The sequence below is a fragment of the Clostridium sp. K04 genome (genome assembly GCF_019734375.1).
Taxonomy (GTDB): Bacteria; Bacillota; Clostridia; order Clostridiales; family Clostridiaceae; genus Clostridium; species Clostridium saudiense.
Genome location: NZ_JAASHD010000007.1, coordinates 1 through 14,910, shown reverse-complemented (window position 1 = coordinate 14,910; position 14,910 = coordinate 1). Strand labels below are relative to the sequence as shown.

The following is a 14,910-nucleotide window of genomic DNA, read 5'->3' as shown; positions in this document are numbered from 1 at the left end:
AGTGAAGTAGCAGAGTAAATCTCTGCTACTTCATTTTTATAGATTTAATTATATAATAACTTGTAAGAAGTTAATAATATTACTATAATTATTACTGCAAAAATAAAATTATATTGGCAATTTTGTATTTAACGAAGTTTATGCTGTACAATTATTAATATATAATTTTAAATGTTAAGTAACAGCTAAATTTATTATTAAAAAATTTTTATTTAAAGAAAAGGATAAAACAAATGAAAAATTTATTAGTTAACTTAGTAGAAAAAAATAAAAAATATACACAAGATGGTAAACTTGCATCATATATACCAGCTCTTTTAAAAGCAAATAGCGACCATTTAGGACTATGTGTATATGATATAAAAAATAATGAGGAATATTGGGCTGGAGAAAGTGATATTAAATTTACAATACAAAGTATTTCAAAGGTTGTTAGTTTAATCATTGCACTTAATGATAATGGAAGAGAAAATGTATTTAAAAAAGTAAACGTTGAGCCAACAGGAATGGGATTTAATAGTATAGTAAATCTTGAGATTAGAAATCAAGATAGACCATATAATCCTATGATTAATGCAGGAGCAATAGTAACAACTTCACTTATATTTGGAGAAAATGAAGAACATAAAATTCAAAGAATATTAAATTTCTTAAGAAGAGCTACAAATAATCCCAATATCTCAATAAACAATGAAATTTATGAAAGTGAAAAAGCTACTGGAGATAGAAATAGATCATTGGCTTACTTTATGAAAAGCTCTAATATTTTAGAAGGAAATGTTGAAGATATATTAGATCTTTATTTTAAGCAATGTTCAATAGAAGCTACTGCAAAGGATTTAGCAAGATTTTCAGCTGTAATTGCAAATGATGGTATTGCACCTTGGAATGATGAAGTTTTAATTTCAAGAGAGATATGTAGAATAGTGAAGACTATTATGGTTACTTGTGGAATGTATGATGCTTCAGGAGAATTTGCAGTTCATGTTGGTGTTCCAGCAAAATCAGGAGTTGGTGGAGGAATAATAGCTACAGTTCCTAGAAGATTTGGAGTAGGTATATATGGACCTGCATTAGATTCTAAAGGAAACAGTATTGGTGGAATACATATATTAAAAGATTTATCTGAAGAATTAGAACTTAGTATATTTTAATACAAATATGTTATAATTACTAAATAATAGTTAAAAATATAAAAGTAAAATACTGGAGGAAAGAATGGAAAGATTACTGATTTTAGATTCAAACAGTTTATTAAATAGAGCATTTTACGCAATACCACCATTAACAAATAGTGAAGGAATTCATACAAATGCTGTGTACGGCTTTACAAATATGTTATTTAAAATGAAGGAAGAAATTAAACCTGATTACATAGTTGCGGCTTTTGATAGAAAGGCACCAACATTTAGACATAAAGAATATGAAGATTATAAAGCTGGTAGAAAAAAAATGCCTCCAGAATTAGGAGAACAATTCCCTCTTGTAAAAGAAGTGCTTAATTTATTAGCAGTTAATATATATGAGATAGATGGTTTTGAAGCAGATGATATAATTGGTACTTTAGCTCAATTTGCAGAAAAGAATGGAATTGAAGTATTTATAGTTACAGGAGACAGAGATGCTCTTCAACTTGCAAGTGATAATATTAAAGTTGTTATTACAAAAAAGGGAGTAACAGAGACTGCTGTTTATAATAAAGAGGCATTTATTGAGGAGTTTGGGGTTACACCAACTCAATATATTGATGTAAAAGGCCTTATGGGGGATAAGTCAGATAATATTCCAGGTGTACCAGGGGTAGGAGAAAAGACAGCATTTAAGCTTATTTCTACTTATGGTTCAATGGAAGGAGTACTTTCACACATAGATGAAATTAGTGGTAAAAAGCTTAAAGAAAATTTAGAAACTTATAGTGAGCAAGCGATTTTTAGTAAAAAGCTAGCTACTATTATGACAGAAGTTCCAATAGAATTTGATTTAGAAGATATTAAAAGTCAAGAAAATTACAATAAAGAAGAGCTTAAGAAATTATTCTTTAAGCTTGGAATGAAGTCTTTATTAGCAAAGCTTCCAGGTGATGATTTAGAAGGTGAAGAAGAAGTAGCCAAAATAGAAATAAATGAAGTAACTACAATAGAAGGATTTAAAGAAGTATTATCAGTAAAAGAGGGAATAGCTTTTATTTCTTATAGTACTTGTAATGCAAATCTTTATTCTAAAATAGAATTAGATAAACTATATATAAACTATGGTGATAAAGTTAGTTTAATAGATTTTAAATTGATAAATATGGAAAATTCTAATGAAGCAATTAATCTACTTAAAGCTTTTATGGAAGATGAAAAAATAGAAAAAGTAATTCAAGATGGTAAAAATTTAGTTACAATATTAACAAAGCACAATATTGAAGTAAAGAAATTCATATTTGATACAGTAGTTGCAGCTTATCTTATAGATTCAGCTAAATCAAACTATCCTTTAGAAGTATTAATAAATGAATATTTAATGAAGGAAGTAAAAGGTGAAGGCGATGAATTAATTTGTAATGCTATGGCGAGTATGAAAGAGCTTTACGAATATTTAAAGGACAGGATAGATAAAGAAGGAATGGATGAGCTTTATTATGAAGTGGAACATCCTTTAATATCAATTTTATCAAGCATGGAAGCTATAGGATTTAATGTAAATAGAGAAAAGCTTGATGAACTTGCAGTTAAGTTTAAAGAAGAAATATCTAGAACGGAAAAAGAAATATATGAGCTTTGTGAAGAAGAATTTAATATAAGTTCACCAAAGCAATTAGGTAAGATTCTTTTTGAAAAATTAGACTTACCAGTAATTAAAAAGACTAAAACTGGATATTCAACTAATGCAGAAGTATTAGAAAAATTAATGGATAAGCATCCGGTGGTAGAAAAGATTATTTACTATAGACAAATAACTAAACTAAATTCTACTTATGTTGAAGGTCTAAAGAATGTTATAGATGAAGATGGAGCTATTCATTCAAGCTTTAATCAAACTGTTACAACAACAGGAAGATTATCAAGTACAGAGCCGAATCTTCAAAATATACCTGTTAAGTATGAAATGGGAAGAGAAATAAGAAAAGTATTTATACCACAAGAATCAACTGATGTGTTATTATCTTGTGACTATTCTCAAATTGAACTTAGAGTTCTTGCTCATATGTCAGATGATAAAAATATGATAGATGCATTCAATCATCATAGTGATATTCATACTAAAACAGCCTCTGAGGTATTTAAAGTACCAGTAGAAGAGGTTACACCTCTTATGAGAAGTAGAGCTAAAGCTGTTAATTTTGGTATAGTTTATGGAATAAGTGATTTTAGTCTTTCTCAAGATTTAAAAATAACTAGAAAAGAAGCTGCTGAATATATGGAAATTTACTTTGATAGGTATCCAAAAATAAAAGGATATTTAGAAAGTGTTAAGGAAGAAGCTAAGGAAAAAGGTTATGTTTTAACAGTATTAAATAGGAGAAGATTTATTCCAGAAATAAAATCATCAAATAAAATAGTAAAAGCTCTTGGTGAAAGATTAGCGATGAATGCTCCAATTCAAGGAAGTGCTGCAGATATTATTAAACTTGCTATGGTTAAAGTTTATAATAGAATAAAAAAGGAAAACTTAGAAAGTCAAATGATTCTTCAAGTACACGATGAACTTATTTTAAATGTCAAAGAAAATGAGTTAGAAATTGTTAAGGCATTAGTAAAAGAAGAAATGGAAAATGTACTAAAGATGTCAGTAACATTAGAGGTAGACACAAATATAGGAAATACATGGTATGATGCAAAATAGGGGGTAAAAATGATAAAGATAGGATTGACTGGAGGAATAGGGTCTGGTAAAAGTACGGTTTCATTCATGCTAAAGGAAGCAGGTTTTGAAATAGTTGATGCAGATATAATTGCTAAGGAAGTACTAGTAAAATACCCTGAGATTTTAGAAAAGGTTAAAGTTGAGTTTGGTGCAGGATTCTTTGATTGGAGAGGAGAATTTCGTAGAAAAGAATTCGGTAATCATATTTTTAGATTTCCAAAACAAAGAAAGAAATATGAGGAAATAATCCTTCCATATATAAAGAATGAAATTAATGATAAACTTGAAGAATTAGAAAAGAAAAAAACAAGTATTGTAATCTTGGATGCACCAACTTTAATAGAGAATGATTTGCATAAAGAAATGGATTATGTTATCTTAGTTTGGGTAGATAATAATACACAAATTCAAAGAGTAAGATCAAGGGATTCATTGATGAGAGAAGATGCAATTAATAGAATTAACTCTCAAATGCCTTTAGATATAAAAAAGGATTTTGCTAATATAGTTATAGAAAATAATGATACATTAACAAAAACGAAAGGGCAAGTTGATTTGCTAATTGAATTTTTAAGGTCTATTTAATCTATTTCAAAGTAGGGAGAGGGAATGAAATTTAAAAAAATTATTATTTGGTTAATTGTTTTTTTTGTACTTTTAGCTGGAGGAAGGTATATTATAAAAGAATATATTTATCCCTATAAATACAGCAACATAATAAATGAGTATAGTGCCAAATATGAATTAGATCCATATTTAGTATTAGCTGTAATTAAAACTGAAAGTAACTTTAATGAAAATGCGGAATCTAGCAAAGGAGCAAAGGGATTAATGCAAATAATGGATTCTACAGGAGAGTGGATTGCAGATAAACTTGAAGTTGAGAATTTTGAAACTAAAATGTTATTTGACCCAGAAATAAATATTGAGTTTGGATGTTGGTATTTAAATAATCTTCTGTCAGAATTTGATGATTTAAGCTTAGCATTAGCTGCATATAACGGTGGAAGTGGTAATGTAACTAAATGGCTTAATGATCCCGAATACTCTAGTGATGGTGAAAATTTAACATATATTCCTTTTAAGGAAACTAAAAAATATGTTGATAAAGTAAGTACGAGATATAACGTATATAAATTTTTATATGAATAAAAGGAAGCCGTAAGGCTTCTTTTTTTAGTTAATAGTTAGGAGTTAATAGTTAATAGTGAAGGAATAAATTCAGTTAAGCTGAATTTTAAAATATATTATTTAAGAAATTCCACTGGGGGTTTCTTCCTTAACTCTTAACTAAATATAAATTTCTTCGCAATTTATCCAAACTATGTTATAATCGTTTAGATAATTTTTAAAAAAGGTGTGAAATGATATGAAAGAAAAGGTAGAGTTTAAAGGTAGTGTTATTTTAAACCCAGTACCAGTTGTTTTAATAACATCTAAAAATAAAGAGGGTAAAGAAAATGTTTTTACTGTAGCATGGACAGGAACTTCACACCGTATATAAATACAGTATTTTTAGGAAAGGATGTAGTATATGAATAAAATTAATTTTAAAGGCAGTGTTATGTTAAATCCTACACCTGTAGTATTATTAACAAGCATTAATAAAGAGGGTAAAACTAATGTATTCACTATAGGATGGGTAAGTACTGTTTGTACCAAACCGCCTGTAATAGCTGTAGGAATAAGACCAGAAAGATTATCATATGAGTACATAAAAGAAAGTGAAGAGTGTGTGATTAATCTTACAACTAGAGACATGGTTAATATAACTGATTACTGTGGGGTTGTAAGTGGTAAAAGAGAGGATAAGATATCTAAATTAGGATTAAAACTAAATTCTGGTGTTGCTATAAATACACCATCTTTAGAAATTTCTCCAGTTGCATTAGAGTGTAAATTAAAATCTATAACTCCTCTAGGAACTCATGATATGTTTTTATTGGATGTAATGAATGTGAAGGTTAATGAGAATTTATTAGATGAGAAAGGGAAAATACATTTTGAAAGGGCTAATTTAATTGCATATTCACATGGAGAATATTTTGGACTTGATTCAAAGCCACTTGGATCATTTGGGTATTCGATACGTAAGAAGGCAGATAATAAAAAAAGAAAAAGAAGAGTTAAAAAGTAATTAAAAATTAAAGATATAGGGTTATCAGTAGAGTTATTACTTTATCCTATATCTTTTTTATTGGGTAAAATTAATTTATTTAATAGTAGTTTTTAGATAATTATTATGCCCATTCCATTTAATTTTTTCTATAATATCTGAAAGAATTTGTCTCTTGGTTTCGTGGTCAGAAACTAAAAGAAGCTCTATAGCATCATTGTAATCTTTTTGTGAAAATTCTTTATTAGAATTTGATAAGGTGATTATTTTAGACTTTATATCTTGTTTTTCTTCAGATAATGATTTTAGCTTTTTATTAATAACCATAGCTATATCATGGTTAGCTTCCGTTAGATTATCAAAAACATTTTCTATCTTTTTTTCATTCCTTTTTAATTGAGCTTTTAAATTTTCTATAGAGGCTTCGCTATTATTTTTTTATCAACAGTTGGAATTTTAAAGTTTATAAGATGATTTAATAATATTTTATAAAGCACATGATTGTTCTTATTGCTATTATTACAATATGAAACTCCATATTTTATCTTTCCAGTATAAATATAATAGTAATTTCTTGTACCATATTTATTTGTATTATTATAATTTATAGTTACAGGACTTCCACATAAAGCACATCTTAATATTCATGTAAAATAACTTACTTTTGAAGATTTAGGTATAGGTTATCGTGTTGTTTGCAACTGAATAAGTTGAGTCTTTAACCATAAGTCAGAAGTTATTGGAGCAAAATGCTTACTAACAGCCATGAATGTATCAGAAGAATTCCACTCTCGCTTTCCTTTTTTTATGGACGTGAATTATAAGTAATGAAGCCGCAGCCATTAGGCTCACCATATACAGGGATATTTTTTGAATTTAAATAATTAATTACATTCTCATCGCTTCTACAGTATATAGGATTGCCCAATATATATTTAACTGTAGATAATGACCATTTAATATTATGTTTATTTAGCAAATATTTTTGTATTTGATGGAGACTTTTATAAATCATATAGGTATTAAAAATTTCTTTTACTAAAGGAATATCATTATTTTTTTTTAATAAGAAATAGTTTTCCTATTTTCAATAACTTTAACTATATCATAACCAAAAGGAGCAATACTACCACCCTATTTGTCAAGTTTAGCGTTCTCTATTTTATTATCGTTTAAAATTTCATGCAGATAGAGCTATATATAGTGTAAATGATGTAGATGATTTACGGGAATATGATGATCAAGATAAAGCTTATATATTAAGCACAAGAAGCTTAAAGAATGGTGCCACGAGCAGTACAAAGCTTTAGAATTATATTATATAAATAAGGTATCTTATGAATAGATACAAGAAGAATTAAATTGCAGCAAAAAAATACACCAAGCAGATGTATAAATTCAGCCATTAGGGATTTAAGTATATTATTATTTGGTGTTGATAGCATAAAATTAGAAGATGTGGGGTAAATAAAGGGAAAAGATGGGAGTTTAATAGGGTTATTTAAATTATATAATGTTATTGTATCAAGTTATATGTTATTGGTCATATAACCTCTCATAAATTCTCAATATCCTTTTATAAAAAGCACTTAACAAGAAAAAGTTAGGTGCTTTTTGTTATATTTAAATGAAAAAGTGATTAAAAGTATATAAATTAGGTAAAATTTAACGCGGGTATTTTTTATATTAAATCAATAATATAAAGTGAAAATATATTATAGGTGGTGATTATAAATGAGAGCACTTTCAGAAGTAGAAAATCTATCTTTAGCAGCAATTTTGAAAATGGAATCTGATGGATTAGTTATGCAAAGAGCAATAAGTTCTTTAATATCAGATGAAGATTTAAAAAGACAGTCAGAAGCAAGTATATTAGCAACTGAAGGAAGAATTAAAGGAATCCAACAATTTATAGTTGAAAATAAAGTACCAGTTGTTAAGGAAGGATAGATATTATGAGAAATATGATAGGAAATTTAATAAAGAGTAATACAGATATAGATGATAAAAAAATAGCTTTAAGTATGCTTTCATCTGCAAAAGAAGCTGCAGATATGTATCTTAATTCTGCGTTAACAAGTAGTACACCAGAATTAAGAGCTATATATTCAGCATCTTTAACACAAATGGTTGAAGGACATACTGCGCTTACTGAATTAAGTTTAAATAATGGATGGATTAATCCATATGATACACCTATTAAACAGTTAACATGTTCTTATAATGAATCAATAAATACTATCAATGAAAAATAGTTAAATAATTTGATAAAAAGAACTCTAATAATAGGGTTCTTTTTGTTTTACATAAAAAAGTAAGTATTAAGAAATAAACCCTTAAGAAAATTTAGTAGGAGAAGTGATAAAATATATGATATTAAAGAGTTATAAGTATTGTGGAAGAAGACATAAAAAAGATATAAGTACAAAACAAGTGAAGCAGATAAGTTTAGATGGACAAAAGCATGGCAAAGAAAAAGACAAGAGGTAAATTTCTATTTCAGATATGTATAAGGAAGTTATATAACACAATAAAGAAGTATAACTATAATGACTTAGAAGTTCATCACATAGTACCTATTAAAGAAGATTATTAACTAAGATTAGAGGATAGCAACTTAATAACTGTATGTGAATATCATCATAAATTAGCAGAGAAAGGAACTATGCCAAAGGATGAATTATTGGATATCGTACAAGCACAAGAAGAGGAGAAAATACTTAGATATACTCCGAGTATTTTGACACTTTCAGAAGGGGCATTAGGACACCACGTGTTCATATCTAGAGATAAAATATTCCCACATCAGATTTTAAAATTTATTTTTAGGAAGGAGGCGAGTTATTTATTAGTAAAGCGACAGAAGACGATGAAGAAGAACTTATAATTACAAAGCTAAATAATCTATATAAAATAATAGATTATGAAAAATTTTGTTTATTTTCTGATACATTCATGAGTGAAATCGAAGAGTATAAATTAAATAAACAAGAACTTAACAGTAGTAATTTACTTAGATTATTATAATTATCAATAAATAAGTTTGTAATTTTAGATTATAAACATATATAAAGATAAAACTGCAAGATATATATAGTATTAACTCTAGATACTATAGAAAAAGGTAATCACTCTGTCTACATTTAGTGATTGCTTTTTTTATTTTCTTACGTTTCAAAAATATTTGTTAGGATAAAAGTAAATTAAAGTTGGATATATTACTTAAAATTCAATATATACAAATATTTACATAATAGGATTAGTATTATTTAGTTTTGAGAAATATACTTATAATTCATAAAGAATTGTTTTTAAATATGAAAAGTTAGAATTATTCAAAATATGTACAAAAATAGCATTGTTATGTAACTTATTTATTAATTTCTACATATTATATAATTAAGTAGATATTAAAGGGAGGATTGAGAAAGTTTGAATACTAAAGAGGAATTAAAAAGAAATATTAAATATGCTAAGGCATATATAATACTGCAAAGATATGAAAATTTATTTCAGCCTAATACTGCTTTAAGGATAGGCACAATTTTTAAAGATCTTTATAGACCTTATGTAGAAAATGAAAAATAAATTATTATAGAGGTGATATAATGAATGAAAATGAATTGCTATTTAAAATTATGAAATATATTTTTTATGCAGTAGAGCTTAATTTATATTTAGATAACTTTCCAACAAATCAAAAAGCTACAGATGATTATAATGAAGTTTCTAGAAAGTTAGATTTTCTAGTTTGTAAATATGAAAAATCATATGAACCATTGACTAACTTTGGCTCTGCTTCAATTGAAGCTCCTGAAAAGTGGACATCTAATCCTTGGCCTTGGGACAATAAATAAGGAGGGATGACTTAATGTGGTATTATGTTAAAACACTAGAATATCCAATAAATTTAAAATCTAAAGACTTAAAAATGGCAAAGTTTTTAATGTCTCAATATGGGGGACCAGATGGTGAATTAAGTGCAGCACTTAGATATCAAAATCAACGTTATACAATGCCAACAGGAAAATCAAAAGCATTATTAACAGATATTGCTACAGAAGAGATGGCTCATGTTGAGATGATTGCTACTATGATATATCAATTAATGTCTAATGCTACAAAAGAAGAATTAGTTGCAGCTGATTTGGGCGGACATTATACAGATCACGGTAGAGCTTTATATTACAGTGATGCACAAGGTAATCCATGGACTGCAACTTACATTCAAGCAAAAGGTGATGTGGTTGCTGATATTCATGAAGATATGGCTGCTGAACAAAAAGCAAGAGCAACTTATGAATGGTTGATTAATCTTACTGATGATGAAGAAATAAAAGAGATTTTACGATTTTTAAGGCAAAGAGAAATTGTTCACTTTCAAAGGTTTGGAGAAGCATTAATGGATGTGCAAGATAATTTTAGTACCGTTCCAGGTAAAATTTATCATGAAGAGTGTTTAGTAACTCCTCATCCGAATAAAGTCTACTATGATAGTTATTCAATTAGATAATTAACAATAAAAATAGTAATATTAAGTATTATATACCTTCTATTTATTAAGTAAAAATATGATAAATAGAAGGTGTTTTTTATTATTTTATTAATATAAGGATAGAGTTTATTTATATTCTAAAGTTTAATAATATGTATTGAATATTAATTATTAAAAATTCAAATAATAAATTTGATAAAAATATATTGTTTGGAGGTAAGATAAAATGTTTGAACACAAAAAACAACTATTACATGAAGTAAAGGTTGAAAGACCTAACCCACAATATGCAGTATTAATGCAAGAACAATTAGGTGGTGGAAATGGTGAACTTAAAGCAGCAATGCAATATATTTCTCAAAGTTTTAGAATAAAAGACCCCGAAATTAAGGATTTATTTTTAGATATTGGAGCAGAAGAGTTAAGTCATATGGAGATGGTTTCACAAACTATTAATCTATTAAATGGACATGATGTTAATAATAATGAAGTTTGTAATGGAGAAATTCAAACTCATGTACAATGTGGATTATCACCAGTACTTATTAACTCATCAGGTGCACCTTGGACTGCTGATTATGTTACTGTTACTGGTGATTTAGTTGCAGATTTATTATCAAATATAGCATCTGAACAAAGAGCGAAGGTTGTATATGAATATCTTTATAGGCAAATAGAAGATAAGGAAGTAAGAGCAACAATAGATTTTTTACTTAATAGAGAAGAAGCTCATAATGCATTATTTAGGGAGGCTTTAAATAAGGTGCAAAAGAGTGGTTCAAATAAAGACTTTGGAGTTACAGAAGATTCAAAGTTATACTTTGACTTATCAACACCAGGACCTTCACATGAAGCTCCAAATCCAACACCACCTTCATTTGAAAACCCTAGAAGATAGTATTTAGTGTAGAAAGTATATTAACTTAGTATAAACTAAATTTTAAAGGTATTATATTTAATAATTTATAGTGAATAAATAAGTTAATATTAGAAAATATTAATTAATGAATTTATAATACTGGAGGAATAGTAATGGCAAATTTAAATCAACTAGAATTACAAAATTTGCGTCATTTAATTGGTGCTCATTGTACTATTGAGAAAAAACTAGATTTTTATTCTAAACAATGTACAGATACAACATTAAAAAACATGTTGGCAAAGGATGCACAAGATGCAAAGGCTAACAAAGAAAAGCTAATGTTCTTTTTAGAGTAGGAGGAAAATATTATGCAAGAAAAGGAAATGATAAGTGATTATTTAGCAGGATTAAATGCAAGTTTATCAGGATATGGCAGTATAATTTCTCAGTGTGAAAATGAAGAACTACGTTCTACAATACAACTTATGAGAGATCAAGATGAGATTCGTCAATATGCTCTTTTCAAAATTGCTAAGGAAAAGGGATATTACATACCTGCACAAAAAGCAACAGATACTGAAATTGCTACAGTTAAGCAACAGCTTTCACAAGGATAATGCTTTTTATATAATAAAATACTATATTAGTAACTAAAAAGTATATTATAATTAAATGAGAATAACGTATTATTAAAAAGTTAATATGTGGTGTTTTTTAGTGCGCAATTCAAAAAAAATACAGAATAAAATTACAGGTAACTAGATATATAGAAATAATATATCTAGTTCTATTTTGTACAAAAAAACAAGAACGTATGTTTGCGATAAGAACAAATGCTTGGGATAAATAGTACAAATTATGAAAATAATGTTATATTTTATAAAAATAACCTGTTTGTAGGGTTGGAGAAAAATATAAACTAAGAAAAGATATTATAGATTTGATTCCAGGGCATACATGTTATATAGAACTGTTTTTGGAGCGGTATGGGTTTATTTTGGAAAAGAACCAAGTACGATAGAAGTTATAAATGATATAGATAAAGAATTAATAAATCTATTTAAAATGATAAAATATCATTCTCCAGAGATTGAAAGATTATTAGGGTATGAGTTTTCTAGAAGAGATATTTTTGAAGAGTATAAAAACTATAATATAAATTATTTAACTGAAATACATAGAGCTATTAGGTTCTTATATTTAATAACTCAAAGTTTTGTTGGTAAGGGGAAGACATATGGATATGGAACTACAACTAAACCAAGTCAAAAAGTATTTTATAAGAATATGTTAAGTGACATAAGAGAAAGACTAAGCAACACATATGTAGAGAATTTAAGTTTTGAAAAAATTATTGATAAATATGATAGAGATATAGCTTTTTCTTTTGTGATCCTCCGTATTTTGAAACTGCAGGATATGATAATAAGTTTGGAGAAAAAGAACATATCATTTTAAGGGACAAGCTTAAAATTTTAAAAGGTAAATTTTTGTTAACTATTAATGACCATGAAAAAGTAAGAGAATGGTACGAAGAGTTCAATATAAAAGAAGTTGAAGTTAATTATTCGGTTTCGAGAGCTGCAGAAGGAAGAGGTAAATACAGGGAGTTAATAATAACTAATTATTAAGACTAATATGATTAATTAGGGAAAACTGAATGAAGTAAGGGGGAAGTAGAGTGAAGATAAAAATAAAAAATGGTAAATTAATAATAAAGGTAAAAAAGAAAAATACAAGATAGTAAATTAATAAAAATACTTCTACATACATTATTTATTTGATATAATTTTATAGTTGCTAAAGCTAATGCTATATTAAAAAATTACTGTATTTATGTATGGAGTGGAACAGTATGTACTAAGCCTCTAATGTTATCAATATCTGTGAGACCAGAAAGACTATCTTATGAATATATAAAAGAAACAATGGAATTCACAGTTAACCTTCCAAGTAGTGATATGACAAGAGCTGTTGACTACTGTGGAGTTAGACCGGGACGTAAGTTTGATAAAATAAAAGAAATGAATTTTACAATGGTAGAGGGGACAAATGTAGATGTTCCATATATAAATGAATGTCCTATATCGATTGAATGTAAAGTTAAAAGTATAATTCCTCTTGGTACACATGATTTATTTATTGCAGAGGTAGTAGGCTCATATGTAGATAAAGATTTAATGGATGAAAAGGGGAAAATTCATCTTGAAGAAGCTGATTTAATTACATATTATCATGGAGAATACTTCAAAATGGATACAGAAGCCTTAGGTAAGTTTGGATATTCAGTAGCAAAAAAGCCAATACATAAAAAAGAAGTCAAAGCAAAATTAGATGATACTAAAGTAAAAGAAGTAAAGCAAAGCTCTATATTAAAAAAGAATTCTGAGGAAAAATCTGTAAAAAACAATAAGAATAATAAAAATAAAGGTAAAAAGAATTTTATTACAACAAAAAATACAAAGAAATTAAAAAATAAAGTTAAATAAAGAAATGAGGATGAAAAATGTTTATAATATCATATAGACTTCCATATGAAAAATTAGATTCAACTATAGAAGAATTAGCTATAAATGACATTTATAATGTTTTCTATGAAAATCCATTAGAGATTACTACTGACGATTACGGATATGGATATATAGAAAGAGATGATGAAGAAATAATATTAAAGGTTGCCTATGAAGAACAAGAAGGTCTAGAAGAGTTTAAAGAAAAGTTAAAAGAGATTTTAAAAATGGATTATATAGATGTTGAGGAAAACAATAATGATTATACTACATTTGATTTTCCTGCTATTCATTTAGATGATAAATATGTTATAGCTGGACCAGAAGAGGAGTTTGAGGGAAAAACAAAAATTAACTTTATATCTCAGGGGGCTTTTGGAACAGGGCTTCACGAAACGACTCAAGATATATTAAAGCTAATTTTAAATGAGTTAGATTTAAAAGATAAAACTGTTTTAGATATTGGAACAGGATCAGGTATACTTTCGATTGCTGCATCTATTGCAGGAGCAAAAAGTATTGTAGCAGTTGATATAAGAGATGTTGAAGATGAGGTAATGTTAAATGCTTCATTGAATAATTTAACTAATATAGAAGCTGTAGTAGGAAATATATTAGATGATACTGAATTAGTTAAGGAAAGTTTTGATTGGATATTCATAAATATTGGTGGAGAAGAAACTAAGATGTTTATGGAATATATAAAGTCTCATTTAAAAGAAGGTGGAAATTTATTAGTTTCTGGACTTGTAGAATGGAGCTTTGATGAAGTTAAGAATAATGTTGAAAGCTATGGCTTTAAACTTATAAGCAAACATCAAACGAATGAATGGGTAACTGCAGTATTTAGATAGTAACAAAGATAAAATTCTATAAGGGTAGTGGCTTATAAGTTTTAAGTGACAAGTTTCAAGTTGAGGAATAAATTTAGCATAGGCTGAATTTCTAAATAAAAAAGGGGCTGTTGCACTAAATAATTAGTGCGAGGCCCCTTTTGCAAAAAAAAAATAAATCCCAGACTCTATAAGCCTAGGATTTATGGTAAAATATTTTTCATGCTAACAAAAAAAATCTT

The 14,910-nt window shown here is 27.3% G+C and carries 19 protein-coding genes and 2 pseudogenes; 18 read left to right on the top strand and 3 right to left on the bottom strand.

The genetic code is table 11. The features are described 5' to 3' along the window. Positions 1-233 precede the first annotated feature (233 nt). The 6 genes from glsA to HCG70_RS04400 all read left to right on the top strand — a co-directional run bounded on the left by glsA (position 234) and on the right by HCG70_RS04400 (position 5,989). Positions 234-1,154 carry a glutaminase A gene (glsA, locus tag HCG70_RS04425; protein WP_042396069.1) on the top strand — a complete coding sequence of 307 codons (921 nt, stop codon included), beginning with the start codon at positions 234-236 and terminating at the stop codon, positions 1,152-1,154. A gap of 64 nt (positions 1,155-1,218) precedes the next feature. Continuing rightward, positions 1,219-3,831, top strand: a complete 2,613-nt coding sequence (gene polA, locus HCG70_RS04420; protein ID WP_042396068.1) for a DNA polymerase I — start codon at positions 1,219-1,221, stop codon at positions 3,829-3,831. 9 nt (positions 3,832-3,840) lie between these two features. Next, entirely contained in the window at positions 3,841-4,437 is a 597-nt protein-coding gene (gene coaE / locus HCG70_RS04415; protein WP_221697509.1) for a dephospho-CoA kinase, read from the top strand. Between the two features lie 24 nt (positions 4,438-4,461). Further along, a complete protein-coding gene (locus tag HCG70_RS04410) occupies positions 4,462-5,004 on the top strand; it encodes a lytic transglycosylase domain-containing protein (protein WP_042396063.1) in 543 nt (180 codons plus the stop codon). Between the two features lie 217 nt (positions 5,005-5,221). Continuing rightward, the gene (locus HCG70_RS04405) at positions 5,222-5,356 is read left to right on the top strand and encodes a hypothetical protein (protein ID WP_396020994.1); all 135 of its coding nucleotides are present in this window, start codon (positions 5,222-5,224) and stop codon (positions 5,354-5,356) included. Positions 5,357-5,386: 30 nt separating this feature from the next. Beyond that, positions 5,387-5,989, top strand: a complete 603-nt coding sequence (locus HCG70_RS04400; protein ID WP_042396061.1) for a flavin reductase family protein — start codon at positions 5,387-5,389, stop codon at positions 5,987-5,989. A gap of 75 nt (positions 5,990-6,064) precedes the next feature. Here HCG70_RS04400 and HCG70_RS04395 read toward each other — a convergent pair whose 3' ends face one another. The 3 genes from HCG70_RS04395 to HCG70_RS17760 form a co-directional block, all read right to left on the bottom strand. Then, a complete protein-coding gene (locus HCG70_RS04395) occupies positions 6,065-6,295 on the bottom strand; it encodes a hypothetical protein (protein WP_042396058.1) in 231 nt (76 codons plus the stop codon). A gap of 86 nt (positions 6,296-6,381) precedes the next feature. Continuing rightward, a complete protein-coding gene (locus tag HCG70_RS17765; protein ID WP_221697520.1) occupies positions 6,382-6,612 on the bottom strand; it encodes a recombinase zinc beta ribbon domain-containing protein in 231 nt (76 codons plus the stop codon). A 161-nt stretch (positions 6,613-6,773) separates the two neighbouring features. Continuing rightward, positions 6,774-7,016: a recombinase family protein gene (locus HCG70_RS17760; protein WP_353890005.1), complete on the bottom strand. Its 243-nt coding sequence runs from the start codon at positions 7,014-7,016 to the stop codon at positions 6,774-6,776. A gap of 686 nt (positions 7,017-7,702) precedes the next feature. On the opposite strand from HCG70_RS17760, the gene HCG70_RS04380 reads away from it, so the two are divergent. The 12 genes and pseudogenes from HCG70_RS04380 to HCG70_RS04325 all read left to right on the top strand — a co-directional run bounded on the left by HCG70_RS04380 (position 7,703) and on the right by HCG70_RS04325 (position 14,689). After that, positions 7,703-7,918: a hypothetical protein gene (locus tag HCG70_RS04380; RefSeq protein WP_055277013.1), complete on the top strand. Its 216-nt coding sequence runs from the start codon at positions 7,703-7,705 to the stop codon at positions 7,916-7,918. A gap of 5 nt (positions 7,919-7,923) precedes the next feature. Beyond that, positions 7,924-8,223: a spore coat protein gene (locus HCG70_RS04375; protein WP_221697508.1), complete on the top strand. Its 300-nt coding sequence runs from the start codon at positions 7,924-7,926 to the stop codon at positions 8,221-8,223. Positions 8,224-8,633: 410 nt separating this feature from the next. Further along, complete coding sequence (locus HCG70_RS04370) at positions 8,634-8,855, top strand: hypothetical protein (RefSeq protein ID WP_042396052.1); 222 nt, start codon at positions 8,634-8,636, stop codon at positions 8,853-8,855. A 545-nt stretch (positions 8,856-9,400) separates the two neighbouring features. Next, positions 9,401-9,556 carry a spore coat associated protein CotJA gene (locus HCG70_RS04365; RefSeq protein WP_221697507.1) on the top strand — a complete coding sequence of 52 codons (156 nt, stop codon included), beginning with the start codon at positions 9,401-9,403 and terminating at the stop codon, positions 9,554-9,556. 20 nt (positions 9,557-9,576) lie between these two features. Further along, on the top strand, positions 9,577-9,825 hold the full coding sequence (locus tag HCG70_RS04360) for a spore coat protein CotJB (protein WP_042396051.1): 249 nt from the start codon (positions 9,577-9,579) through the stop codon (positions 9,823-9,825). Between the two features lie 14 nt (positions 9,826-9,839). Further along, positions 9,840-10,394: pseudogene (locus HCG70_RS04355) on the top strand (manganese catalase family protein); the annotation flags it as partial. Positions 10,395-10,689: 295 nt separating this feature from the next. Next, positions 10,690-11,361 (top strand): manganese catalase family protein, encoded by a 672-nt coding sequence (locus HCG70_RS04350; RefSeq protein WP_042396048.1) that lies wholly within the window; start codon positions 10,690-10,692, stop codon positions 11,359-11,361. A gap of 134 nt (positions 11,362-11,495) precedes the next feature. Then, on the top strand, positions 11,496-11,681 hold the full coding sequence (locus HCG70_RS04345) for a hypothetical protein (protein ID WP_042396045.1): 186 nt from the start codon (positions 11,496-11,498) through the stop codon (positions 11,679-11,681). A 12-nt stretch (positions 11,682-11,693) separates the two neighbouring features. Continuing rightward, a complete protein-coding gene (locus HCG70_RS04340) occupies positions 11,694-11,942 on the top strand; it encodes a spore coat protein (RefSeq protein WP_042396043.1) in 249 nt (82 codons plus the stop codon). Positions 11,943-12,256: 314 nt separating this feature from the next. Further along, positions 12,257-12,956: pseudogene (locus tag HCG70_RS04335) on the top strand (DNA adenine methylase). Between the two features lie 240 nt (positions 12,957-13,196). After that, a complete protein-coding gene (locus HCG70_RS04330) occupies positions 13,197-13,814 on the top strand; it encodes a flavin reductase family protein (protein WP_078061292.1) in 618 nt (205 codons plus the stop codon). A gap of 17 nt (positions 13,815-13,831) precedes the next feature. Continuing rightward, entirely contained in the window at positions 13,832-14,689 is an 858-nt protein-coding gene (locus HCG70_RS04325; protein ID WP_042396038.1) for a 50S ribosomal protein L11 methyltransferase, read from the top strand. Positions 14,690-14,910 lie beyond the last annotated feature (221 nt).

What these genes read in the sequence shown, in the direction of transcription:
- HCG70_RS04325 (WP_042396038.1), top strand. Translation starts at nt 13,832, where the DNA reads ATGTTTATAATATCATATAGACTTCCATATGAAAAATTAGATTCAACT.
- glsA (WP_042396069.1), top strand. Translation starts at nt 234, where the DNA reads ATGAAAAATTTATTAGTTAACTTAGTAGAAAAAAATAAAAAATATACA.
- HCG70_RS04405 (WP_396020994.1), top strand. Translation starts at nt 5,222, where the DNA reads ATGAAAGAAAAGGTAGAGTTTAAAGGTAGTGTTATTTTAAACCCAGTA.
- HCG70_RS04340 (WP_042396043.1), top strand. Translation starts at nt 11,694, where the DNA reads ATGCAAGAAAAGGAAATGATAAGTGATTATTTAGCAGGATTAAATGCA.
- HCG70_RS04375 (WP_221697508.1), top strand. Translation starts at nt 7,924, where the DNA reads ATGAGAAATATGATAGGAAATTTAATAAAGAGTAATACAGATATAGAT.
- HCG70_RS04380 (WP_055277013.1), top strand. Translation starts at nt 7,703, where the DNA reads ATGAGAGCACTTTCAGAAGTAGAAAATCTATCTTTAGCAGCAATTTTG.
- HCG70_RS04350 (WP_042396048.1), top strand. Translation starts at nt 10,690, where the DNA reads ATGTTTGAACACAAAAAACAACTATTACATGAAGTAAAGGTTGAAAGA.
- HCG70_RS04345 (WP_042396045.1), top strand. Translation starts at nt 11,496, where the DNA reads ATGGCAAATTTAAATCAACTAGAATTACAAAATTTGCGTCATTTAATT.
- HCG70_RS04360 (WP_042396051.1), top strand. Translation starts at nt 9,577, where the DNA reads ATGAATGAAAATGAATTGCTATTTAAAATTATGAAATATATTTTTTAT.
- HCG70_RS04330 (WP_078061292.1), top strand. Translation starts at nt 13,197, where the DNA reads ATGTTATCAATATCTGTGAGACCAGAAAGACTATCTTATGAATATATA.
- polA (WP_042396068.1), top strand. Translation starts at nt 1,219, where the DNA reads ATGGAAAGATTACTGATTTTAGATTCAAACAGTTTATTAAATAGAGCA.
- HCG70_RS04395 (WP_042396058.1), bottom strand. Translation starts at nt 6,295, where the DNA reads ATGGTTATTAATAAAAAGCTAAAATCATTATCTGAAGAAAAACAAGAT.
- HCG70_RS04410 (WP_042396063.1), top strand. Translation starts at nt 4,462, where the DNA reads ATGAAATTTAAAAAAATTATTATTTGGTTAATTGTTTTTTTTGTACTT.
- HCG70_RS04400 (WP_042396061.1), top strand. Translation starts at nt 5,387, where the DNA reads ATGAATAAAATTAATTTTAAAGGCAGTGTTATGTTAAATCCTACACCT.
- HCG70_RS04370 (WP_042396052.1), top strand. Translation starts at nt 8,634, where the DNA reads ATGCCAAAGGATGAATTATTGGATATCGTACAAGCACAAGAAGAGGAG.
- coaE (WP_221697509.1), top strand. Translation starts at nt 3,841, where the DNA reads ATGATAAAGATAGGATTGACTGGAGGAATAGGGTCTGGTAAAAGTACG.